This is a genomic window from Mammaliicoccus sp. P-M59 (assembly GCF_022386135.1).
Classification (GTDB): Bacteria; Bacillota; Bacilli; order Staphylococcales; family Staphylococcaceae; genus Mammaliicoccus; species Mammaliicoccus sciuri_A.
Genome location: NZ_JAJNJJ010000001.1, coordinates 15,774 through 39,898 on the forward strand (window position 1 = coordinate 15,774; position 24,125 = coordinate 39,898).

Consider the following 24,125-nt stretch of genomic DNA (forward strand, 5'->3'; position numbering starts at 1 on the left):
TTACTCACCATCCTTTTCATCGTCAAAATAATTGTGCTTTTTAAGGAATTCTTCAGCTACTACGGCAGGTTCTTTAAGGTTATTATCTGCTTCGTAGTTTAATTTTTGCATTTGTTCTGTTGAAATTTTTCCTCTTAATTTATTCATTGCACGATCAACATAAGGTTTTTCTTTAATTAAAGATTTTGTAACTAATGGACTTGCATCGTATGGAGGGAAGAAGTTCAAGTCATCTTCAAGCACAACTAAATCATAGCTCGCAATTCTTCCGTCTGTTGTATAACCTAAAACAACGTCCATTTTACCTGTGTTTAACGCATCATATACAAGACCAATTTGCATTGGACGAGTACGTTTAAAATCGAAACCATATTTTTCTTTAAATGCTGGGTATCCATCGCCAGGACGTTTCATCCAAGATGAGTCAACGCCAGCCTCTAATTTGTTTGCTACTTTTTTCATATCTGAAACTTTTTTTAGGTTGTATTTCTTCGCTGTTTCTTTCGTAACCATCATGGCATAAGTGTTTTCAAAACCATATGAACCATACCATTTTTGGTCATAATCTTTATCGAATGCATCTCTCACTACTTTTAAAGCTTTTTTAGGATCAGTGATAGGGTCTTTACCCAATGCACCTGTTAAATCAGTTCCCGTATATCTTGCACTTGAAATGTTAACATCTCCACTATTTTGAGCATTAAATGTAACAGTCGATGATCCTAAATTATTGATAAGCTGTATGTTGTTTTCTTTTACGTTATCTTTTTTAGCTTCATGTTCTATCATCAATTTATCTATATGTCCCATAATTTGTGATTCACTTGTGTTTTGCATACCTATTTTTATTGAGTTTTCATCACCTGAAGCGCCAAGAAAAGGTAATGAACATCCAGATAAAATGACAGATAAAGCCATGATAGGCAATAACAGTTTAAAATATCTATTCATGTTTATATTTCCTCCTTATCTTGAAACTTTTAACCCTTTAGGTGTAACCCATAGTTCAACTTTAGAAAGTACAAAGTCCATAATAAGCGCGATTAATGTAACACTTATGGCACCGCCAATAATTAAATCAGGTTGGTATAAGTTCAAACCATTAAAGATAAAGTCGCCTAAACCACCAGCACCAATGAAACTTGCTAATGTTGCCCAACTGATTGCATAAACACTTGATAAACGTACGCCACTCATAATGACTGATATAGCAAGTGGTAATTCAATCATGAACATTTCTTGGAATTTTGTCATACCCATACTTAGTCCGGCTGCTTTAACATTTTTATCAACATTATTAATGCCGATATATGTGTTGTTTAAAATCGGTAATAAGATATAAATAAATAATGCTAAAATGGCAGGTAATTTACCAACACCTAAGAAAGGAATCATAAGTGCTAATACTGCTAATGACGGAACGGTTTGTAGAACACTTGCAATAGATAATACAACTTTGGCTAATTTTTTAGTTCGTGTTAATAAAATGCCAAGTGGTATCGCTACGATCATTGCTAAAAGTAAAGCTAATAATGAAATATAGAAGTGTTCCAGTGTCTTCTGAAGTAGTTCGTTTCCGTTAACTTGTAAGAATTCAATCACTATTTTTCACTCCTTATTTGATATCACTTTTTTCAGTTGCTTCTGTTTCCTCGGTTTGTCCCCATATAGAATCGTATACAATATCTACTAAGCTTGCTCTTGTTATAACACCTTTTATGTAATATTGTTCATCAACAACAGGAATTAATCTTACATTTCGTTTTAAAATTGTACGAACAGAGTCTTGAAGCATCGTACCTGTCTTAACTGTATAAATATCTCGATGCATAATATCGATAATGTCTGATTTTTTACGATATCCTTCGTTCAAATCTTCAATATCAATATATCCAACAAGTTTACCTTTTACATTTGTAATAAATAGCGTATCTACGCGTCGCTCTCTCATAATTGAAACAGCTTCGTCAATAGTCTTCTCAGAAGTGATGGCAATTGGATCTTTCATTGCATCATCAACAACACGTATGTTAGGTCTATCTTGAATAAGTCTGTTCTGACCGATAAACTCGCGTACGAAATCATTAGCTGGATTTTTTAAAATATTGTTTGGTGAATCAAATTGAATGATTTCACCTTGAGACATAATACAAATTCTATCTGCCAATTTAATTGCTTCATCCATATCATGCGTAACAAATATAATGGTTTTACCAAGTTTTTGTTGCAGCGTCTTAACAAGGTCTTGCAATGTATCTCTCGTAATAGGGTCTAACGCGCCAAATGGTTCGTCCATTAAAATGATATCTTGGTCTGCTGCAAGTGCTCTTACAACACCAATACGTTGTTGTTGTCCACCAGATAATTGCGATGGATATAAATCTAAATATGATTCTGGTAAGTCTACTAATTTAATAAGTTCTTTAGCTTTTTTCTCTTTTTCTTCTTTAGTCCATTTAAGTAATTTAGGTACTAATACGATATTTTCACGTATCGTCATATGTGGCATTAAACCAATTTGTTGAATGACATAACCTATATTTCTTCTTAAATTAACTGGATTCATCTTGCTTAAATCTTTCCCGTCAAGCGTAATTGTCCCGCTAGTTGGCTCAATCATACGGTTAATCATTCTTAAAGCAGTTGTCTTCCCGCTACCACTCGTACCGATAAAAGCTATGAATTCACCAGATTCAATTTCCATATTGATGCTATTAACGGCTTTTTTACCGCCACGATAAACTTTAGTTAAGTCTTGGATTGATAACATAACACTTCTCCTTTTTTTGAAATTTATAATAATGACGTTTATTATTATAACACATTAGTTGCATAATTATGAAAATCGCCCAAATCGTGTAATTTATGTTTATTGTTATTTAAAAAAAGGAATAAATACAAAAAGTGTGAATTAGGCTAGAAGTATGTATAAAGACAAGTCGTGTTTTTAACATGTATAATAGATTTATAAAATTCGGTATTTTTGCATATTATGCATTGAAAGATTTGGAGGGGTACAATTTGAAAGTAGCAATAATAGGAATGGGAACCGCTGGTGTTAGTACATTAAACCAATTAGCAAAACATAAAAAATTCAAAAAAATTACGGTCGATATTTTTGATAGTGTCGAAGATATGGGTATGGGCAAGCCATTTCAAAATGATAGTGATCGATTACTCATTAACTTACCAGCTAATCAAATGTCTTTAAGTCCAGTTGATACGAAAGATTTTAAGAAATGGTATAAGAAAAATGATGATTTTGACTATGGAAAAGCGAAATATTTACCAAGATTAGTATTTGGCCATTATATGAAATCTATTTTAAATGACTTGTTAAATAAACACGATAATATATTCGTACATAAGCATAAAGTTGATAGTTGCTATGTCGAAGAAATTAAAGATGAAAGAGGTCAATATAAAATAGATGTCTGTTATATAGAAGATGATGAAGCGGTATGTCAAAAATATGACTATGTATTTTTGACTATTGGAACTTTACCTTATAAAGATCCATACAATTTATCTGGATTAAAAGGGTATATTGAATCGCCATATCCAACTATTAAAGCATTGCGTGATGTAAAAGAAAACGACGATATTGCGATAATTGGAACAGGACTTAGTTCAATAGATGTTATTAGATTTGTAATGGAAAATCATAAACAACTGCCAATAACTGTAGCATCAAGACATGCTCAATTTCCGACAGTCAGAGGTATTAAACATGAAATCAATTTGAAGTATATTACGAAAGATGCAATAGAAAAATTAAAAAAGACGCATAAAGGTATCGCACCATTAAAAGAAATAGAAAGTCTCTTTGCGAAAGAATGTGAATATCAAAATATCAACTTGAAAAAAATGCTTTATCGATTTAAAAAAGATAATATAGCGAATATGAAATATGATTTAAGACATGAAGATGAGGTAGGGCATTTTCAATCATTTGTTGAAGAAGTAAAACATCATATGATTCCTGTTTGGAATGCCATGACACTTGATGATAAGACGACATTTTTAGAAAAGTATGGACATCACTTTAAACGTAATGCGAATCCAATGCCTCAATCGTCTGCTAAGCAATTAATCGAATGGATTGAAAATGGAGACATTGTTGTTAAAGAAGGATTAGAAAATGTACGAAAATATTACGGTAAATTTAGAGTTAAATACGAAGGTGAACAAGAAGAATCAAGTTACCATTATGTCATAAATGCAACTGGTCCTAAAAAACATTTATCAGAACTGACAGAAGAAGAGCATTTTATTAAAGGACTAGAAAATAAACAAATTATAGCTGCACATCCATTTGGAGGTATTCTAGTCATGCCATATTCAAATGAAGTCATTAGTCCTAAATTTGGTACAATGCCTAATTTAAAAGTGATTGGACAATTAACAAGTGGTGTTAATTTTGACGTAAATGGTGTTTCATTATTAGTCGATCAATCCGTAAGAGCAGTCAATGACTTATACGTGGAATTAGAAGAAAGAAAAAAAGTTAAAAAGGCGAAATCAAAAAAGAAATAGAATAGGGAGCGGGACAGAAATCTAATTTGTATAAAAAGGTTTCGTAGTCCCGCCCCGGCAAGGATGACTAGAGTTGAAAAAAGCTTGATACAAGCGCATTTTCAATTCAGTCAGCTACTGCCAAGATGCTAAAAGAGTCTGAAACATTACATTATGTCCAGACTCTATTTTTCTGTGCACGGGTGATGGGGTGTTAAAAGCAGTTTTGGCTGAAAGTGCAAATACTGATACCTTTATTAGCAAGTTTGGCAAGAAGTGCAAATAACAAGTGTGTTAGTAACATTTCAGGCGAGTTTTGTAATTATGGGGGTCTATAGTAACAATTCTGATGAGTTTTGTAACTAAGGGGGCTCATAGTAACAATTCGGACGAGTTTTGTAATTATGGGTGTCTATAGTAACAATTCAGCCGACTTTTGTAACTAAGGGGGCTCATAGTAACAATTCGGACGAGTTTTGTAATTAAGGGGGCTCATAGTAACAATTCAGCTGACTTTTGTAACTAAGGGGGCTCATAGTAACAATTCGGACGAGTTTTGTAAATATGGGGGTCTATAGTAACACTTCAGCTGACTTTTGTAACTAACGCCCCCCGTTATGAACAAGATTGGCCAGAAGTGTTCACAACGCCCGCCGTTATCAGTTTTTTAAAACCATTAGACAAACACCAGCTAAATAAATTTAACTTCTTCATTTGTAATTCTTAGTGAAATGGTATAGAATGATGTCATCAGTGATTACTGATATATAATTTAATAATATATTCTTTCGGGGCAGGGTGAAATTCCCAACCGGCGGTATAATAGCCCGCGACCCATAAGTGATTTTTCATTTATGGCTGATTCAGTAACATTCTGAAGCCGACAGTATAGTCTGGATGGGAGAAAGAATAGACGACAGCGTATGTTATACGCTTATTTCGTTATACTTAAAATGTTAAAGTCTTTTTTTATAAAAGGCTTATTTCGTGATACATTTTTACTCCCAACCACCGAAAAGTGATTTTCGGTGGTTTTTATTTTTAGGAGGTAAAGAAATGAATCAATATTTAGATTTTGCAATTGATTTAGCTGAACGTGTACAAGGACAGACGGGTACGAATCCTTCTGTTGGTGCAGTTATTGTTAAAAATCATAAAATCATAGGTTTTGGAGCACATTTAAAAAAGGGTGAAGCACATGCTGAAATACAAGCTTTAAAAATGACAGGTGAAGAAGCTCAAGGTGCAACAATATATGTTTCTTTAGAACCTTGTTCACATTATGGCTTAACACCACCTTGTGCGCAAGCGATTATCGACAACGGTATTCAATCAGTTGTATATGCAGTCAAAGATGGTTCTCTTAAAAATAGTGGTCATGAAATGTTGTACGAAGCTGGAATAGATGTAAAACATGAGCCTTCAAAAAGAGCTGAAGACTTATATGAGGCATTTTTTCAACAACAACAAACGAAATTACCATTTATCACTTTGAAAATTTCTACGAGTCTAGATGGTAAAGTTGCGACAGATTACAAAGAAAGTAAATGGATTACTTCTAAAGAAGTTAAACAAGATGTATTAAAATTGCGCTCACAACATGACGCCATTATTACAGGTGGGATGACAGTTCGTGAAGATAATCCATTATTAACTTCTCGTAATCCTGAGTTAAGTAATCCAACTAGAATTGTATTAACAGAGCAATCAAGCTTTGAAGGTGATTATGAGATATTCAAAAATGAAGATAATCCTGTCGTTGTTGTAACGAGTTCGGAATCATTTCACACGTATGAGAATCAACATATTAAAGTTAAGAACAGTGATTTATCAAATTTAAAAACGATTATGAAAGATTTATATGAAGAAGGATATGCTCAAGTGATGGTTGAAGCAGGTCCTAAACTTGTAAGTCAGTTTATTGAACAAGACTTAGTAGACCAATTAATTATTTATCAAGCCCCGAAGATGATTGGTGGTCAAGGAAAATATCAATATTATCAAACGCAAGATGTCGTTCCTTTATCCAATAGTAAATTATTTCAAATTATATCAACAGAAATCATTGGTGGAGATCTTAAAATAACATTAAGAAAGAAGTGACAAGATGTTCACAGGACTCATTGAAACAGTTGGTGTAATCAAGAATACAAGTACAAACCAAGGCGTTAAAACATTAACAATTGAAGCCACTGAAATAATGGATGATTTATCCTTAGGTGATTCCGTTGCTGTTAATGGTGTTTGTTTGACCGTTACTGAGAAAGCAAGTTCTACTTTTAAAGTGGAAGTGATTACTGGAACAATCTCAGTAACTTATTTAGAACATTTGAAAATGAATGACAAAGTCAATCTTGAAAGAGCGATGTTAGCAAATGGAAGATTTGGCGGTCATTTTGTAAGTGGACATGTAGATGGTCAAGGCATTATTAAACATATTTCAAAGAGACAAGATGAATGGATTATTGAAATATCTACAGAAGCGCATTTATTAAATCAAATGATTGATAAAGGATCTATCACAGTTGATGGTGTTAGTTTGACAATTTTTAAATTATATCCTCAAAAATTTGAAATTCATTTAATACCTGAAACGAGAGATCGTACAATCTTTGTTAATAAAAAACAAGGCGACAGCGTACATATTGAAACGGATTTGTTATTTAAATATGTGCAGAAAGCAACAGGACAAAATCATTCAAATTTATCCGAAGAGAAATTACTTAATCTAGGATTTTAGGAGGCTATAACATGTTTGATAACGTAGAAGATGCCATACAAGAACTTAAAAGTGGTAAACCGATTATTGTAGTAGATGATGAAGATAGAGAAAATGAAGGTGACCTCGTCGCTATTTCTGAGTATTTAACAGCTGAAACGATTAATTTTATGGCTACACATGCGAGAGGTTTAATCTGTGCACCGATTAGCAGCGAAATTGCTCAACAATTTGGTTTGAAATTGATGACTGAAACAGGTGATAAATATAAGACTGCATTTACTGTAAGTATTGATCATGCATCGAGTACGACAGGTATAAGTGCTTTTGAAAGGGCAGATACGTTTAAAGCCTTAATAAATGAAACGTCACCAACAGCATTTGTTCAACCAGGTCACGTATTTCCATTAATAGCTAAAGACAATGGTGTTCTTGAAAGAATAGGTCATACAGAAGCTTGTGTTGATTTAGCGAAACTTTCTGGAGCGAAACCAGCTGGTGCTATTTGTGAAATTATGAATGATGATGGCACGATGGCTCGTAGAGATGATTTATATCAATTTAAACGTAAACATGGTTTGTTAATGATAACGATTGATGAACTTGTAAAATATAGAAAGCGACATGATCAAATTATTCATCTTGAATCTAAAGTTAAATTACCAACTTCATACGGTGAATTCGATATGTACGGTTTTACATCTCAATTAGATGATAAAGAATATATTGTCATTAGTTCAGGAGAAATAAAAAATGATATGAATGTACGTATTCATTCTGAATGTGTGACAGGTGATATTTTCCATAGTGAAAGATGCGATTGTGGAGAACAGATTGAATATTCAATGAAATACATTCAAGAACATGGTGGCATGATTTTATACTTACCTCAAGAAGGTAGAGGAATAGGTCTCATCAATAAACTTAAAGCATATGAACTTATTGAACAAGGTTATGACACAATTACAGCTAATGAAGCTTTAGGCTTTGAAGCGGATTTAAGAGATTATACTGAAGCGAGTCAGATTTTGAAATACTTTAATATAGAAGAAATTCAACTCATCAGTAATAATCCAGATAAATTTAATCAATTACAAGATTTAGGTATACATGTTTCTAATAGAGTTCCAGTTGTAATTGAACCGAACGAAACAAACGCATCATATATCAATACTAAAAAGCATGAAATGGGTCATTTAATATAAAATAGAATGGAGTTTTTAAAATGAAATTTGAAGGTAAAATGGATGGATCACAATTAAAAGTAGCAATCGTCGTGAGTAGATTTAACGATTTTATAACAGGTCGTTTATTAGATGGTGCTAAAGATACTTTAATCAGACATAATGTGGAAGAAGAAAATGTTCATGTCGCATATGTACCTGGCGCGTATGAAATTCCTTTAGTAGCTAAAAAGTTAGCGAAGTCAGGTAAATACGATGCAGTCGTAACATTAGGCTGTGTCATTAGAGGGGCGACTACACATTATGATTATGTATGTAATGAAGTTGCGAAAGGTATTTCTAAAGTAAACGATGAAACGGAAGTACCTGTAATATTTGGAATCGTAACGACAGAAACAATTGAACAAGCGATTGAAAGAGCAGGAACAAAAGCAGGTAATAAAGGTGGAGATGCTGCCTTAGCTGCAATAGAAATGGCAAACTTACTTAAAAATATCGAAACACAAATATAAAACCAATGAAGCCAGGACAAGCGTCCTGGCTTATTATATGTTATTTCTTCTTACCTTTAGCAATGCCGCCAATACCCAATAGCGTTAAGCCAGCTAATACACTAGCTCCGATAGCGATTTTTCCTTTATTCTTTTCACTAAAGATATCTAATAACATTAAATTAATATTTTGAGGTCTTTCTGCTAATCTTCTCATAAAGTAACCGAACCAATCTTCCCCAAATGGTACGTACATACAGAAGTTATAGCCTTCGTTAGCAATTTGATATGCATAATCTGTTCTAAAACCATATAACATTTGGAATTCAAATGAATCTCTTGAAATATTATGATCTTTAACAAATTGTTTTACATGATTAATAACATTATGATCGTGTGTTGCAATTGAAGTGAATGCTTTAGCAGTTAATAATCTTTTTTCAATTAATGCTATATAATTTTTATCAATTTCTTCTTTAGTTTGAAAAGCAATATGTGGTGCTTCTTTATATGCACCTTTTACTAATCGTAAACGTACATCATCGTATTTATCCATAATATTCATAGCATCAAATAAGTATGCTTGAATAACTGTTCCTACATTTTTAAATTCACCTTTAAGTTTATCTACTATTTCAGTAGTACCAACTAAATCTTCATATTTTTCAGCATCGATGTTTACAAATGTATTTCCGTATTCATGAGCTTTTAATAAAATTTCTCTCGTATTTTGATAAGCAAACTCTCTATCTATATTAAGACCTAATTGTGTAAGTTTAATAGATACATGCGCATCAATATTAGCATTGTAGTTTCTTCGCATAATTTCAACAATATTTTGTTGAGCTTCTAAAGCTTCTTGACGTGATGTTACGAATTCCCCTAGATTATCTAACGTACATGAAATTCCTTTCATATTTAATCTTTCAACTGTATCGATTGTTGAATCAATATCAACGCCCGCTACGACCTTGTTTGCACCTAGTGCAGGACCCATTTTCTTAGCTGATTCATTCATGAATTTGTTGTTAGATAATGCAATAAAAAAATCTTTTACGACAGGCATAGCAAGTCCTCCTTAAATATATATGTTCATTTAATTTATTTTATCATGGAAATACAAATTTAGTTAAGCGTTTACATTTTTAATATAATGTAAAATTATACTAATTATGAATTCTGACACGAAAAAGAACGCCCCCGTAAGGCGTTCCATAATATTGACAATATTTTGTCCGAAATTAGATATTATATACACGTATATTAATGTAGTTTAAATAGATTTGTATAATGCCATTGAACAATTAAATCTTAAGCGTATTTAGGACTTTCTCCATATTTGTTTGGTTCTTTATGTCCGTCACCACACGCCATAATTAGTATTGCTAGATTCAAAAAGAAACAGATAATCATTAAAACAGCATATATTACACTAACAGTTGTACTTGTAACGTAACTATTAAATAAACTATACAAAATATCTAAAGTGAAAGTAATTGCATAAGTTATAGTTGGAAATGTCATTGTCATATTTAAATCATGGAATCTTCTACTAGTTACAGAAATAGAAGCAATAAATGTTGCGAAATTAAATATGAAAGAAATAACAACTGTAATAAGTTCAGGAATAGGTATCAATCTAATTAATAGATTTCCCAGCATAGTGATAATGATTGTAGCAAGTATGGGATACCAAAATTCTTTGCGTCTAGATCGACCGTGAATATTAAAAGCATTTAACCAAAATAGTTTGTAGTAATGCAACATAGTAAATCCCTCCGAGAATACTTTTCTTAGATGTAATTAATACTATTATATACATAAATGGATAAAAAAGGAATTTATATTGTAATAAAGAAACTGATTGGGAAGGTCAGTTTCTTTGTTAATTCATTATTATTTAATTTTTTTAATATTGCTTATTATGGTTTAGGGGGTTGATGATGAAGTGACTTGCTCATAGTTTGGTGAAATGGGTTCTGCTGCTATGCTAATTGCATGTGGTAGAAATGTGAATATAAACAAAGAAATAATTATTTTTTTAAAGAAATGCATTTTATCATGCTCCTTTAAAGGCGTCTTATGTTACATCTTTAAAGTAACACGACAATATGAATTGATTGCTAATTCAATGTAAAGATTTAATGATTATTAATGTTAATTTTATGTTAAGGAAAGCGATGAATCTTTAAAGTATCTTAATAATTATAGTTAGTTTGTCGTGATATAATGAATGTATTAGAAATGACTGTAAAGGAGAAATCGGGATGTTTAGGGATATGGCATTTTATATGTTTGGTAAACCTTTAGATAGTTTCGTGCAATTGTTTATTTTTGAGCCAATTGTGATTGGTATTATAGCAATTTTAGTGGCGATGATTACTAAAAAGTCATGGACAGTTTTTATAACAATCATTGCCTTAAATATTATTGATAATTTCTTACTCGTTAACTACCACTTTAGTGGGGCAGGTATAGGCACAATATTAGTTCAGAATGTTGTCTTCTTCTTTGAGAAGTTCTTCTCGATGTTTTATGAAATAATTATCGCTTATATCGTTGTAAAATTACCGTTTATGCATAGCAAATTTAAAATAGCGTAACAAAAAAGGATTGGGACATCGAGTCTCAATCCTTTTTACTATTTATTGATCTGCTTTATAAATCTCAGCTTTTTCAATATATGATGCATTGATTCTTTTTAATTCGTTATAGTCATCTTCTGTTAGTTCTCTAATGACTTTTGCAGGACGACCAAACGCTAACGTATGTGGCGGGATTTTCTTACCTGGTGGAACGAGTGACCCAGCACCGATAAATGCATATTCTCCAATTTCTGCACCATCAAGAATAGTTGAATCCATTCCGATTAACGCGTGCTTACGAATAATACTAGAATGTAATGTCACTTTATGACCAACTGTTACAAAATCTTCTATTATAAGTGGTTGGTTAGGGCTTTGGTGTAAACAACATAAATCTTGGATATTAACACCTTCACCAATAATTGTAGGGGCAACATCTCCTCTAATAACTGAGTTAAACCATACAGAACTTTTAGGACCTATAGTAATATCACCAGTTAAAGTTGCATTGTCAGCAATATAACAGCTTTGATCGATTTGTGGTTTTTGACCTTTAAAAGATTTAATCATTCAAGATTCTCCATTCTTTTGAAAAATTTTGTTATACTAAGTTTAACAAAAAAGTAGCTATTTAGGTAAAAGGAGTAATATATTATGTGGAAATGGGAAACTGAGAAAGAAGCTAAAGGAATTGTAGTAATTGTACATAATATGCTAGAACATACAGGAAGATACGCATACGTAATCACTAAGCTACGAAGAGAAGGTTACCACGTTATTATGGGTGACTTAAAAGGGCAAGGACAAACTTCCCGTGTACATAGAGGACATGTTGATAAATTTGAAGAATACCATGAGCAAGTACTTGAATGGATATCTATTGCTGAAGAATATCATTTACCAGTATTTACATTAGGTGTTGGTCTAGGTGGACTTATTCTTCTTAATTTATTAGAAAAAGTAGATTTAAAAGTAGAAGGCGTACTATTGATTTCACCGTTAGTTGCTTTTCAACAAAATATTTCAACAAGACGTAATTTCTTAGCTTCAAGTTTCGGTACAGTCGCGAAAGATGCTAAATTTGATACAGGTATTAAAGTAGAAAGCTTAACAAGAAATAAAGAAGTAATAGATGACACAAATAAAGATGCTTTAATGCTAAATAAAGTGAGTTACCACTGGTATAAGACCATTTTAGAAACGATGAAAGCAACAATGGAAAATATCCACCACATATCTCCAATTCCTACATTGCTGATGCTAGGTACAGAAGATAAAATAGTAGATACAGAATCAATTCGACAAATCGGTAAAACAATCAATACAAACGAATTATATTTCAAAGCTTGGCATGGACTTAATCACGAAGTACATAATGAACCAGAACGCGAAAATGTTATGAAATATATCATTTCATTTATGAATAATCGCATTCACTATGTAGGATTATTAATAGATGATGAAACAGAATAATTTATAAAATATCATACAAATAAGCTTAAGCGTTACTATATCGGGTATATAACACATATAGAGAACGTTGGGGGCGAGTTTATGACAGAGAAAGTAAATAACGTAAGTGACTTAATTCTATTAGATGATATTCAAAAAAATATAAATATTATTTTTTATAAAATCGAAGAAAAGTTTGATATAGAAAAAGAAGAGTTTCTTACATTAATCATGTTATGGAATAATGGATCAATGAGTTTGAAAGAGTTGGATGGTTATATAGATATTAAGCCATACAAACGAACAAGATTATACAATAACCTTGTGAAAAAAGGGTGGATTAAGAAAGTACGCCCAGAGAATGACGAAAGAACAGTAATCGTTGAAGTGAATAAAGACTTCGAAGACAAGAAAGATGCAATAATCGATTTCGCTTGTGAAGAAATCAAGAATAGAAAAGAACATTTTGAAAAACAATTTGAATCAATCGTTAATACATGTAATATATAAGAACGCAAACCTGATGATCAGGTTTGCGTTTTGTCATTTTGAAAAATTTTGGGGAGGTATATAGGTTTTGGCTGCAAGAATTAAGAAAGAAGAAGGTTAAAAAATGAGTGAGCAGTTTAAGAGTGAAAAAGATGTGAGTTAAAGGTGGAATAAACCCACGAGTCATGGCTTAAGTACCGAATATAGCCAAGAGATGAACCAAGTCGTGGCTTAAGTACTGAATAAAGCCAAGAGATCGCCCAAGTTATGGCTTAAGTACTGAATAAAGCCAAGAGATCGCCCAAGTCATGGCTTAAGTACTGAATAAAGCCAAGAGATTGTCCAAGTTATGGCTTAAGTACTGAATAAAGCCAAGAGATTGTCCAAGTTATGGCTTAAGTACTGAATAAAGCCAAGAGATCGCCCAAGTCATGGCTCAAGTACTGAATAAAGCCAAGAGATAGCCCAAGTCATGGCTTAAGTGATGAGTAAAGCCAAGAGATGAACCAAGTCATGGCTTAAGTACCGAGTAAAGCCAAGAGATAGTCCAAGTCATGGCTTAAGTACCGAATAAAGCCAAGAGATCACCCAAGTCTTAGCTTAACTACTGAATAAAGCCAAGAGATCACCCATGTCTTAGCTTAACTACTGAATAAAGCCAAGAGATCACCCAAGTCTTGGCTTAACCACCGAATATATCCAAAAAACCTCAAATCTCACACATAAAAAAAACGCAAACCTAATCTAAGGTTTGCGTTTACTCATATTACTCATTTTTATCTTTTTTCTATTGCTAATATATATGGTGGATTGTTTTTTTGGTTTATAAATTGATAGTGGAGTACGTGTGCTGATTGTTGATCTATTGAACTTACGTAATTGATGACTTCGTTAGATTCTATCTGGCCTTCTGGGTGTCCTGGATATACGACTAATACGATGATGCCATTTTTACTTGTCATTTCGAATAGACATTCAATTGCTTTAATTGTTGTCGGTGCATTCGTTGTAATATGTTTATCGCCTTTTGGTAAATAGCCTAAATTAAATATTGAAGCATCAATTTGCTGATGACGTTCTTTTATTATAGGTGCTGCATTTTCATGACCTGATTGATAATAATGGATATTACTAAATGCTTCTGTTTTGATTTTAGTATTTTTAATGGCTTCTTCTTGTATATCGAACGCATATACTTCTCCGTTTGGAACTTGATTTGCAAGGAAAAGTGTATCGTTGCCGTTACCGCATGTTGCATCAACTACGATACTTTTGTCTGTTATATGTGTTGTTATTAAATCTCTTGCGAATGGTAAAATTCCTTGAACAATCATTTTTGAACTTGTTCTGCTTTCTTGAATTTAGATCCTTGCATTGTGCCACGTTCTTTAAGTTCATTGTCTATAGCGTTAAGGACTTCCCACTTATTTACACTCCACATAGGGCCAACCATTAAATCGATAGGGCCATCACCTGTAATACGATGAATGATCATTTCTTCTGGTAAAATTTCTAACTGGTCACAAACGAGTTGCGTATAATTATCTTGAGTCATGAATTCAAGCATACCTTTTTCGTATTGTTTAACCATTGGAGTACCTTTAAGTAAGTGTAACAAATGAATTTTAATCCCTTGAACGTCCATTTGTGCGACTTCTTTAGCAGTTTCCATCATCATATCGTAATCTTCACCAGGTAAACCGTTAATGATATGTGTACATATATTGATATTGTGCTTTCTTAATTTAGCGATACCTTCGTAATAGCATTTCATATCATGAGCACGGTTAATTAAATCAGATGTTTCTTGGTGTACAGTTTGTAATCCAAGTTCTACCCATAAATATGTTCTTTCATTTAATTCTGCTAAGTATTCTACAACATCATCTGGTAGGCAGTCTGGTCTTGTCGCAATTGATAGTCCGACTACATTTTCTTCTGCTAAAGCAGCTTCGTATTTTTCTCTTAATACTTCAACTGGTGCATGCGTATTTGTAAAAGCTTGAAAATAAGCGATATATTTTCCTTCAGACCATTTTTCATGCATTTTGTCTTTAATTTCTTTAAATTGTACATGAATTGGTTCTGCACGATTACCTGCAAAGTCACCGCTCCCGGCTGCTGAACAAAATGTACAACCCCCATGAGCTACTGTGCCGTCACGGTTTGGACAATCAAATCCACCATCTAATGCGATTTTAAAAATCTTCTCACCAAATTTATTTCTTAAATGATAATTCCATGTATGATATCTCTTGTTATCAAATGCATAACGGAATTGTTCTGTCATTATATTTCACATCCTGTTCTACAAACTTATCTAAAGCATTTTAACATATAATATTGAACTTTTGCAGAAAAAGGTTTAGACTATTAAAATTGACAAAATTTGAGAGGAGGTCGAAATCCTTGAGAATGCCGAAAATTGTTAAAATGCTCATCATAGGAATGGCGATCAATATTACAGGATCAAGTTTCTTATGGCCACTTAATACAATATATATGAATGAAGAGTTAGGTAAGAGTTTAAGTACAGCTGGTATCGTTTTAATGATTAATGCATTCGGGAGTGTAATTGGGAATTTATTAGGCGGAAGTTTATTCGACAAAATTGGTGGGTTTCGTTCTATTATTTTTGCGTCTATTTTAAATATTTTAAGTTTAATCGGGTTAAACTTTTTAAATGATTGGCCATGGTATCCTTTCTGGCTTGTGATACTTGGTTTTGGTGGAGGCGTAATTGTGCCAGCTATTTATGCGATGGCTGCTGCGAGTTGGCCTAACGGAGGACGCACAACATTTAATGCAATTTATCTTGCACAGAACTTAGGTGTTTCTATTGGGGCTGCAGCAGGTGGATTTGTAGCGGACTTTAGCTTTAATTATATTTTTATGGCGAACTTACTACTATATGTCGTGTTTATCATAATAGCTTTAAAATATTACAACATAGATTTAGATATTCATTTGAAAAATGATGAAGGCATCACGAGTGCTATGCAAGTTAAAGATAAAAGTAAATTTACTGCACTTATACTTCTATGTATTATGTTTAGTTTATGTTGGATCGGTTATGTTCAGTGGCAAACGACAATTGCAACCTATACACAGTCAGTTGGAATTTCCTTGAAACAATATAGTTTCCTTTGGACAATAAATGGTGTATTGATTTTAGCAGGACAACCTTTAATTGCGCCATTTATCAATAGATTCAAAGAGAAATTGAAATTACAAATGTTTATAGGGCTGACGATTTTTATATTAAGTTATGTCATTACAAGTTTTGCTGAGCAATTTACAATGTTTGTAGTAGGGATGGTTATTTTAACATTTGGAGAAATGTTTGTATGGCCAGCAGTACCTGCAATCGCAAATAAATTAGCACCTAAAGGCAGAATGGGTGCATATCAAGGTATTGTAAATGCATCTTCAACAGTAGGGAAAGCATTCGGGCCAGTTGTAGGTGGTGTAATAGTTGATATGTTTGATATGAAAATGATGTTTTACAGTATGATATTACTTATTTTAATAGGTTATTACTTCTTATACATTTATGATAGAGGTATTTCAAAGCAAGATACATGATATTAATAAATAAGACTTGCAAAATATATTGAAATTGCATAATATTAGGATGTATATAAGTAAAGTAGCTTTAATGCGAATCTTAAGAGAGTCAGTGGTGCTGTGAACTGATGATATCCATTAAGTGAACTTACGAACGATTTATTATTTATTAAAAGCAATCTTAAACCATATAAATGAAGCGCACTTAATTGTGAATTCTGGGTGGTACCGCGGCATATTTATTCAAGTCGTCCCAACTGTTATGATGGTTGGGATGGCTTTTTTTATTTTATAGGAGGAACGAACAAATGAATTATAATCATCAACAAATTGAAAAGAAATGGCAAGATTTTTGGGCAGCTAACAAAACATTTAAAGCTAACGATAATCTTGGACAAAAGAAATTCTACGCTTTAGATATGTTTCCGTATCCATCTGGCGCTGGTTTACATGTAGGACATCCTGAAGGTTATACAGCTACAGATATCGTCTCAAGATATAAAAGAATGCAAGGTTACAATGTACTTCACCCAATGGGTTGGGATGCATTTGGTTTACCAGCTGAGCAATATGCTATCGATACAGGGAATGACCCTAAAGAATTTACAGCTAAAAATATTGCGACTTTTAAAAGACAAATTCAAGAGCTAGGTTTCTCATATGACTGGGATAGAGAAGTGAATACAACTGACCCAGACTACTATAAATGGACGCAATGGATTTTCATTCAATTATATAATAAAGGATTAGCTTATGTTGATGAAGTAGCAGTAAACTGGTGCCCAGCTTTAGGTACAGTATTATCTAATGAAGAAATCGTTGATGGTGTTTCAGAACGTGGAGGACATCCAGTTGTTCGTAAACCAATGAGACAATGGGTATTAAAAATCACTGAATATGCAGATCGCTTATTAGAAGATTTAGATGAATTAGATTGGCCTGAATCTATTAAAGATATGCAAAGAAACTGGATTGGTAGATCTGAAGGTGCTGAATTAAAATTCAATATTGATAATACGGATTTATCATTTGAAGTGTTTACAACTCGTCCAGATACAATTTATGGTGCGACTTTTGCCGTACTTTCACCAGAACATCCTTTAGTAGATTTAATTACGACTGAAGATGAAAAAGAAGCTGTTGAAGCATATAAATTAGCAGCATCACGTAAATCTGATTTAGAAAGAACGGATTTAGCAAAAGATAAAAGTGGAGTATTCACTGGTGCATTTACAACAAACCCATTCACTGGTAAAAAAATGCCGATTTGGGTTGCTGATTATGTGTTAATTAGTTATGGAACAGGTGCAGTTATGGCAGTTCCAGCACACGATGAAAGAGATGCTGAGTTTGCAGAGAAATTCAATTTAGATATCATCACAGTATATGATGAAGATGGAAAAATGATTGATTCTGATGTATTAAATGGCTTAACAAAAGAAGAAGCGGTACCTAAAGCAATTGAATTACTTGAAGAAAAAGGTATCGGTCATAAAAAAGTAAGTTATAAATTAAGAGATTGGTTATTTAGTAGACAACGTTATTGGGGTGAACCAATTCCAGTTATTCATTGGGAAGATGGTACAATGACAACAGTTCCTGAAGAAGAACTTCCATTAATCCTACCTGAAACAGATCAAGTTAAACCATCAGGTACAGGAGAATCACCTTTAGCTAATATCGATGAATTCATTAATGTTGTAGATCCTAAGACAGGTATGAAAGGTCGTCGTGAAACGAATACAATGCCACAATGGGCAGGAAGCTGTTGGTATTACTTAAGATATATCGATCCACATAACAATGAACAATTAGCTGATCCTGAAAAACTTAAACACTGGTTACCTGTTGATTTATATATCGGTGGTGTAGAACATGCCGTGCTTCATCTATTATATTCAAGATTCTGGCATAAAGTGTTATACGATATCGGTGTAGTACCAACTAAAGAGCCTTTCCAAAAATTATTTAACCAAGGTATGATTCTTGGTGAAGGTAATGAAAAAATGAGTAAATCAAAAGGTAATGTTGTTAATCCTGATGATATTGTACGTTCTCATGGTGCAGACACATTACGTCTATATGAAATGTTCATGGGTCCTTTAGATGCAGCAATTGCATGGAGTGAAAATGGATTAGACGGTTCACGTCGTTTCTTAGATAGAGTATGGCGTTTATTTGTTACTGAAGAAGGGAACATTACGGATAAGGTCGTTGAAAACGAAACACCAGACCTAGATAAAGTGTATAACCAAACAGTTAAGAAAGTAACTGAAGACTTCGATACTCTAAACTTCAATACTGCAATCAGTCAAATGATGGTATTCATCAATGATTGTTATAAACAAGATCAAATCAGCAAAACATATGCTGAAGGTTTTGTTAAAATGTTATCACCAATTGCGCCACATATTTCTGAAGAATTATGGCAAAAACTTGGTCATAACGATACTTTATCTTATGAAGAATGGCCAACATTTGATGAGTCATTACTAGTAGATAACGAAATAGAAATTGTTATCCAAGTTAACGGTAAACTAAAAGACAAAATTAAAATTTCTAAAGATTTATCGAAAGATGAAATGGAAGCAGTTGCGATGGATAATGAAAAAATCAAAGAAGCGATTGAAGGTAAGACAGTCCGTAAAGTGATTGCAGTTCCACAAAAGTTAGTTAATATCGTAGCAAATTAATCAATTAGGAGTGTTCTAGTGATGAAAGAAATTACAGTAACAGAATTAGCAGAAAAAATTACATCTAATAGTCCAATTAATATAGTTGATGTGAGAGAAGATCATGAAGTAGCATTAGGTGTAATCCCTGGCGCTAAACATATTCCAATGGGAGAAATTCCAAATGAATTAGATCATTTTTCAAAAGACCAAACATATTATATTGTATGTGCAGGTGGCGTTAGAAGTGCTCGAGTAGTTGATTATTTAAATGACCACGACATTGATGCAGTAAACGTAGAAGGCGGCATGAATGAGTGGGGCGACGATGGTTTAGAAAACAAAAGAGTTTAATGAAGAAATAGATAAGGCTGAGACATTTTTTAAATGTCTCAGCCTTAAAATATGTGTGAGTATAATATTATTTAGAGTTAGTAACAATTCTAAGCAGTTTTGTAACTAAGGGTGCCGTTAGTAACAGTTCCAAGCAGTTTTGTAAATAAGGCCGTCGTTAGTAACAATTCTAAGCAGTTTTGTAAATAAGGGCGTCGTTAGTAACAATTCCAGGCAGTTTTGTAACTAAGGGTGTCGTTAGTAACAATTCCAGGCAGTTTTGTAACTAAGGGAGCCGTTAGTAACAATTCTAAGCAGTTTTGTAAATAAGGATGTCATAAATCACACCTCACACTATATTCAAGCTATAGAATCTTAATCATTAAATTGTGCTGCGTTATAGCCTGCTACATATCCTGTGACAAGTGCGCTTGTTATATTATAGCCACCTGTATAACCGTGGATATCTAATACTTCTCCTGAGAAGTAAAGTCCTGCACATATTTTGGATGCCATTGTATTGGGTTCGATTTCTTTAATATTAACACCGCCACCTGTTACGAAAGCTTTATCGAGTGGAAGTGTACCATTTACTGTGAATGTAAATGATTTAAGGTTTTCTACAAATGTTCTAATGGCTTGCTGGGACAAGTGATGGTATGTCACATCTAAATCAATACTTGACTGTTGTAAGATAAAATGTAAATATCTTTCTTGGACAAGTCCTTTTAGTGCATTTTTAATCGCTTTATTTGGTTCGTCTTTTAATTTTTTTACAATTTGTTGTTCTAAGTCATGTGCTTTAATTTCTGGAAAGGCATCTATAGACATTTGTATGTCGGTTTTCTTTTGAGATTTTTGTTCTTTGTAAACAAATTGACTACATCTTAATGCTGCTGGTCCTGAAACGCCAAAATGTGTAAACAACATATCCATTTGATGTGTGATTCTAGGTTTACCATTTTTCTTGAGTACAGATAGTCCGACATTTTGTAAACTTAATCCTTGTAGTATTTTGTTTTTAATGAATGGTTCACTAGATTTAATTGGTACTTCTGTTGGGAATAGTTCTGTTATGGAATGACCTAAATGTTCAGCAAATTTATACCCGTCTCCTGTCGATCCAGTATGTGGCACACTGCAACCGCCTGATGCGATGATGACAGTCTTTGCAGGGATAAATGTACCATCTTGTAGTGTGACGCCTGTTATTTGTTGATTTTCACTTTCAATAGATGATACTGTAGTTTCTTGGCGTATTTCTACACCATTTTGTTTAATGGAATCAACTAGTGCATCAACAACATCTTGAGCGCGATTTGAAACAGGGAACATTCGTCCGTGATCTTCTTCTTTTAATTGTACAGATCTAGATTCAAAAAATTGTATAATAGATTCATTGTCGAATGTTGAAAATGGACTATATAAGAATTTTCCATTACCAGGAATGTTTTTTATAATTTCTTCATAAGGTAAGCGGTTGGTAACGTTACATCTACCGCCACCAGATATGCGAAGCTTTCGTCCTAAGCCTTTTTTCTTTTCAAGTAGCAAGACGTTTTTACCATTTGAACTTGCACTATATGCGGCCATTAAACCACTAGGTCCAGCGCCGATAATTATTGTATGATACATAAGTTACCTCCATAAGTCGATGTAATAATATTTTAACGAATAATGTGTCTTTAAAAAAGTAGTAGAATAGAAATAAACCTGTTATTATTAAATTTAAAAGTAAATTAGATAGGGATGAAATTATGTCAGAAAGTAAAGCGCTAGTAAGGGGAACCTTCCTACTTACTGCAAGTATTTTAATAACAAAAGTAATTGGTATTCTTTATTTAATACCTTTTTACGCTATTATAGGCGATGAAAAAAATCTTGCTCCATTTACATATGCTTATCAACCATACACAATCATGATAACAATAGCAACTGCGGGCGTTCCTTTAGCAGCTGCGAAATATGTATCTAAATATAACGCATTAGGTGCTTATAAAGTAAGTAGAAAATTGTACCGGTCAAGCTTTTTAGTTATGACGGTATCAGGATTTATCGGATTTTTATTACTTTATTTCTTATCACCAACTATTGCTCAATTAACTTTAGCAAATAAAGGTGGTATAGAAGGTGGATGGGGTATAGAAGATATTACAACTGTTATTAGAACAATAAGTTTTGTAGTATTATTTATTCCATTACTCGCAACATGGAGAGGGATCTTCCAAGGATTTAATTCAATGGGTCCTACAGCCGTATCTGAAGTAACTGAACAAGTAGCACGTATCGCATTTATACTTGGCGGAAGTTATATCGTATTAAATGTCATGGATGGTTCTGTGTTAATGGCCAACCAAGTTGCAACATTTGCTGCTGGTATCGGTGCAATTATCGCATTACTGACTTTACTTTATTTTTGGATGAAGAGAAGACATTTAATAAAAGCAGAAGTTGAACAAGATACAAGCGATATAGATGTGTCGTATATCAAAATATATAAAGAAATTATTAAATACAGTATTCCATTTGTAATCGTAAGTTTATGTTTCCCAATTATAAACTTAATCGACCAGTTTACACATAATACTGGGTTAGCGATGGCGGGTGTAGGCAGTGAATTACAAGATATTTATTTCACTATGCTGAGTATGACAACTAATAAAATTGTTATGATTCCGACATCTCTTGCAGCAGGATTCGCAGTGAGTTTAGTACCATTTATTACGAATACTTACAATTCAGGTAGAATTGATGCAATGCATCATCAAATTAGAAAATCATTAGGCGTATTATTATATTTAACAGTTCCAGCATCACTTGGCATTATGGTATTAGCACAGCCTTTATATAACGTGTTCTATAGTTACAATCCAATGGGTACAGAAATATTATTCTGGTATGCGCCAGTTAGTATTTTAATCGCATTATTATCTGTAACAGCTTCAATGTTGCAAGGTATTGATAAACAAGCCTTAACAGTATGGATCGTTATCGCGTCATTAGTCATTAAAGCAGTTATTAACTTACCACTTATTATGGTATTCCATACGTTAGGTGCTGTTATTGGTACGGCAATCGCATTATTAGTAGCTGTTATCTTAAATTGTGTAGTTCTATATAAATATGCAGAATTTAAATTTAATATCACAATTTACCATACATTAAGAATTACTTTCTATACTATTATCATGGTACTATTCGTTGAATTAAGTTACTTTATTGTGTCATTAATCATTGATCCAACATCTAAATTAGGTGCGCTTATCACACTTATTGTAGGCGGATGTGTAGGTGTAATCGTATATGGATATTTAACAATGCGTTCACGTTTAGCGGATGAATTTTTAGGTGATTTAACTGCAAAAATTAGACGCAAAATTAAGTGGGTGTAAATGATGAGATTAGATAAATTTTTAGCAAATTCAGGTATCGGAACAAGAAAAGAAGTTAAAAAGTTTCTAAAGAAAAATCTCGTTACCGTTAATGATGAAATCGTTAAGAAACCTGAAATGCATATTAATCCAGAAGAAGATGTCATAACTTTTGATGATATTCCGATAGAATATGAACCAGTTGTTTATTTAATGATGAATAAGCCAGCAGCATTCGTTTCAGCAACAGAAGATGATGAACATGAAACTGTCATTGATATTGTTCCAGAATATATGCATTTAGATTTATTTCCAGTTGGGCGTTTAGATAAAGATACAGAAGGTTTATTACTTTTAACAAATGATGGTAAATTCTCGCACCAACTTATGAGTCCGAAACAAAAAGTCGCTAAAAAGTATTATGTTGAAGTATCTGGACACATTTCAGATGATGCAATAGATATTTTTAAATCAGGAATTGATTTAGGTGACTTTACATCTTCTCCAAGTGAATTAGAAATTGTAGAAAATGGCGAAGAGTCCATAGCTTTCGTTACGATTTATGAAGGTAAATTCCACCAAGTTAAGCGAATGTTTCATGCGATAGGTTGCGAAGTGACTTATTTAAAACGTGTTCAAATTGCTGATTTAGAACTTGATGAACGTTTAGAACTTGGTGAGTATAGACATTTATTAGAAGAAGATTTTAAACTTTTAAATTTATCTGTTTAAAATGTTTAGAAAGAT

22 protein-coding genes and 1 riboswitch are annotated in these 24,125 nt (G+C 32.9%); of the genes, 13 read left to right on the forward strand and 9 right to left on the reverse strand.

What is annotated here, in order from left to right:
• Genes LQ617_RS00105 through LQ617_RS00115 form a run of 3 tightly spaced genes read right to left on the reverse strand, consistent with a single transcriptional unit; the run spans position 1 to position 2,770 of the window.
• A complete protein-coding gene (locus tag LQ617_RS00105) occupies positions 1-951 on the reverse strand; it encodes an osmoprotectant ABC transporter substrate-binding protein (RefSeq protein WP_037588621.1) in 951 nt (316 codons plus the stop codon).
• A gap of 15 nt (positions 952-966) precedes the next feature.
• Positions 967-1,602, reverse strand: a complete 636-nt coding sequence (locus tag LQ617_RS00110) for an ABC transporter permease (protein ID WP_025905237.1) — start codon at positions 1,600-1,602, stop codon at positions 967-969.
• Positions 1,603-1,615: 13 nt separating this feature from the next.
• On the reverse strand, positions 1,616-2,770 hold the full coding sequence (locus LQ617_RS00115; protein ID WP_198052177.1) for a betaine/proline/choline family ABC transporter ATP-binding protein: 1,155 nt from the start codon (positions 2,768-2,770) through the stop codon (positions 1,616-1,618).
• A gap of 251 nt (positions 2,771-3,021) precedes the next feature.
• Here LQ617_RS00115 and LQ617_RS00120 point away from each other — a divergent pair, with 251 nt between their 5' ends.
• The 5 genes from LQ617_RS00120 (at position 3,022) to ribH (ending at position 8,930) form a co-directional block, all read left to right on the forward strand.
• On the forward strand, positions 3,022-4,536 hold the full coding sequence (locus tag LQ617_RS00120; protein ID WP_239739160.1) for an FAD/NAD(P)-binding protein: 1,515 nt from the start codon (positions 3,022-3,024) through the stop codon (positions 4,534-4,536).
• Positions 4,537-5,295: 759 nt separating this feature from the next.
• Positions 5,296-5,428: riboswitch (FMN riboswitch) on the forward strand.
• Positions 5,429-5,571: 143 nt separating this feature from the next.
• Entirely contained in the window at positions 5,572-6,618 is a 1,047-nt protein-coding gene (ribD, locus tag LQ617_RS00125) for a bifunctional diaminohydroxyphosphoribosylaminopyrimidine deaminase/5-amino-6-(5-phosphoribosylamino)uracil reductase RibD (protein WP_239739162.1), read from the forward strand.
• A gap of 4 nt (positions 6,619-6,622) precedes the next feature.
• On the forward strand, positions 6,623-7,255 hold the full coding sequence (locus LQ617_RS00130) for a riboflavin synthase (protein WP_037588611.1): 633 nt from the start codon (positions 6,623-6,625) through the stop codon (positions 7,253-7,255).
• Positions 7,256-7,266: 11 nt separating this feature from the next.
• Complete coding sequence (ribB, locus tag LQ617_RS00135; protein ID WP_239739164.1) at positions 7,267-8,439, forward strand: 3,4-dihydroxy-2-butanone-4-phosphate synthase; 1,173 nt, start codon at positions 7,267-7,269, stop codon at positions 8,437-8,439.
• A 20-nt stretch (positions 8,440-8,459) separates the two neighbouring features.
• On the forward strand, positions 8,460-8,930 hold the full coding sequence (ribH, locus tag LQ617_RS00140) for a 6,7-dimethyl-8-ribityllumazine synthase (RefSeq protein ID WP_025905243.1): 471 nt from the start codon (positions 8,460-8,462) through the stop codon (positions 8,928-8,930).
• A 40-nt stretch (positions 8,931-8,970) separates the two neighbouring features.
• Here ribH and LQ617_RS00145 read toward each other — a convergent pair whose 3' ends face one another.
• A complete protein-coding gene (locus LQ617_RS00145; RefSeq protein ID WP_107577375.1) occupies positions 8,971-9,975 on the reverse strand; it encodes a proline dehydrogenase family protein in 1,005 nt (334 codons plus the stop codon).
• A gap of 245 nt (positions 9,976-10,220) precedes the next feature.
• Positions 10,221-10,676: a DUF805 domain-containing protein gene (locus LQ617_RS00150; protein ID WP_037588603.1), complete on the reverse strand. Its 456-nt coding sequence runs from the start codon at positions 10,674-10,676 to the stop codon at positions 10,221-10,223.
• Positions 10,677-11,176: 500 nt separating this feature from the next.
• Between LQ617_RS00150 and LQ617_RS00155 the strand changes: the two genes are divergently transcribed.
• Positions 11,177-11,512 (forward strand): hypothetical protein, encoded by a 336-nt coding sequence (locus LQ617_RS00155; RefSeq protein WP_025905246.1) that lies wholly within the window; start codon positions 11,177-11,179, stop codon positions 11,510-11,512.
• A 42-nt stretch (positions 11,513-11,554) separates the two neighbouring features.
• On the opposite strand, the gene LQ617_RS00160 is transcribed toward LQ617_RS00155, so the two are convergent.
• On the reverse strand, positions 11,555-12,064 hold the full coding sequence (locus tag LQ617_RS00160; RefSeq protein ID WP_239739166.1) for a gamma carbonic anhydrase: 510 nt from the start codon (positions 12,062-12,064) through the stop codon (positions 11,555-11,557).
• A gap of 84 nt (positions 12,065-12,148) precedes the next feature.
• Between LQ617_RS00160 and LQ617_RS00165 the strand changes: the two genes are divergently transcribed.
• Together LQ617_RS00165 and LQ617_RS00170 are read left to right on the forward strand one after the other, a co-directional pair.
• On the forward strand, positions 12,149-12,967 hold the full coding sequence (locus LQ617_RS00165) for an alpha/beta fold hydrolase (protein WP_025905248.1): 819 nt from the start codon (positions 12,149-12,151) through the stop codon (positions 12,965-12,967).
• Between the two features lie 81 nt (positions 12,968-13,048).
• Positions 13,049-13,456 (forward strand): transcriptional regulator, SarA/Rot family, encoded by a 408-nt coding sequence (locus LQ617_RS00170; RefSeq protein WP_025905249.1) that lies wholly within the window; start codon positions 13,049-13,051, stop codon positions 13,454-13,456.
• A gap of 755 nt (positions 13,457-14,211) precedes the next feature.
• On the opposite strand, the gene mnmM is transcribed toward LQ617_RS00170, so the two are convergent.
• Positions 14,212-14,769: a tRNA 5-(aminomethyl)-2-thiouridylate-methyltransferase MnmM gene (gene mnmM, locus LQ617_RS00175; protein WP_239739171.1), complete on the reverse strand. Its 558-nt coding sequence runs from the start codon at positions 14,767-14,769 to the stop codon at positions 14,212-14,214.
• Positions 14,766-15,725 carry a tRNA modification radical SAM protein MnmL/YtqA gene (mnmL, locus tag LQ617_RS00180; RefSeq protein ID WP_037588597.1) on the reverse strand — a complete coding sequence of 320 codons (960 nt, stop codon included), beginning with the start codon at positions 15,723-15,725 and terminating at the stop codon, positions 14,766-14,768. Before mnmL ends, mnmM begins: the two co-directional genes overlap by 4 nt.
• Before the next feature lie 119 nt (positions 15,726-15,844).
• On the opposite strand from mnmL, the gene LQ617_RS00185 reads away from it, so the two are divergent.
• The 3 genes from LQ617_RS00185 to LQ617_RS00195 all read left to right on the forward strand — a co-directional run bounded on the left by LQ617_RS00185 (position 15,845) and on the right by LQ617_RS00195 (position 20,028).
• On the forward strand, positions 15,845-17,020 hold the full coding sequence (locus LQ617_RS00185) for an MDR family MFS transporter (protein WP_037588595.1): 1,176 nt from the start codon (positions 15,845-15,847) through the stop codon (positions 17,018-17,020).
• Between the two features lie 290 nt (positions 17,021-17,310).
• On the forward strand, positions 17,311-19,695 hold the full coding sequence (leuS, locus tag LQ617_RS00190; RefSeq protein ID WP_126477596.1) for a leucine--tRNA ligase: 2,385 nt from the start codon (positions 17,311-17,313) through the stop codon (positions 19,693-19,695).
• A 21-nt stretch (positions 19,696-19,716) separates the two neighbouring features.
• The gene (locus LQ617_RS00195; RefSeq protein ID WP_025905263.1) at positions 19,717-20,028 is read left to right on the forward strand and encodes a rhodanese-like domain-containing protein; all 312 of its coding nucleotides are present in this window, start codon (positions 19,717-19,719) and stop codon (positions 20,026-20,028) included.
• 354 nt (positions 20,029-20,382) lie between these two features.
• On the opposite strand, the gene LQ617_RS00200 is transcribed toward LQ617_RS00195, so the two are convergent.
• Complete coding sequence (locus LQ617_RS00200; protein ID WP_239739172.1) at positions 20,383-21,642, reverse strand: BaiN/RdsA family NAD(P)/FAD-dependent oxidoreductase; 1,260 nt, start codon at positions 21,640-21,642, stop codon at positions 20,383-20,385.
• Positions 21,643-21,764: 122 nt separating this feature from the next.
• On the opposite strand from LQ617_RS00200, the gene LQ617_RS00205 reads away from it, so the two are divergent.
• Together LQ617_RS00205 and LQ617_RS00210 are read left to right on the forward strand one after the other, a co-directional pair.
• Complete coding sequence (locus tag LQ617_RS00205; protein ID WP_239739173.1) at positions 21,765-23,399, forward strand: putative polysaccharide biosynthesis protein; 1,635 nt, start codon at positions 21,765-21,767, stop codon at positions 23,397-23,399.
• Between the two features lie 3 nt (positions 23,400-23,402).
• Positions 23,403-24,110, forward strand: a complete 708-nt coding sequence (locus tag LQ617_RS00210) for a pseudouridine synthase (protein WP_239739742.1) — start codon at positions 23,403-23,405, stop codon at positions 24,108-24,110.
• The last annotated feature ends 15 nt before the right edge of the window (positions 24,111-24,125 follow it).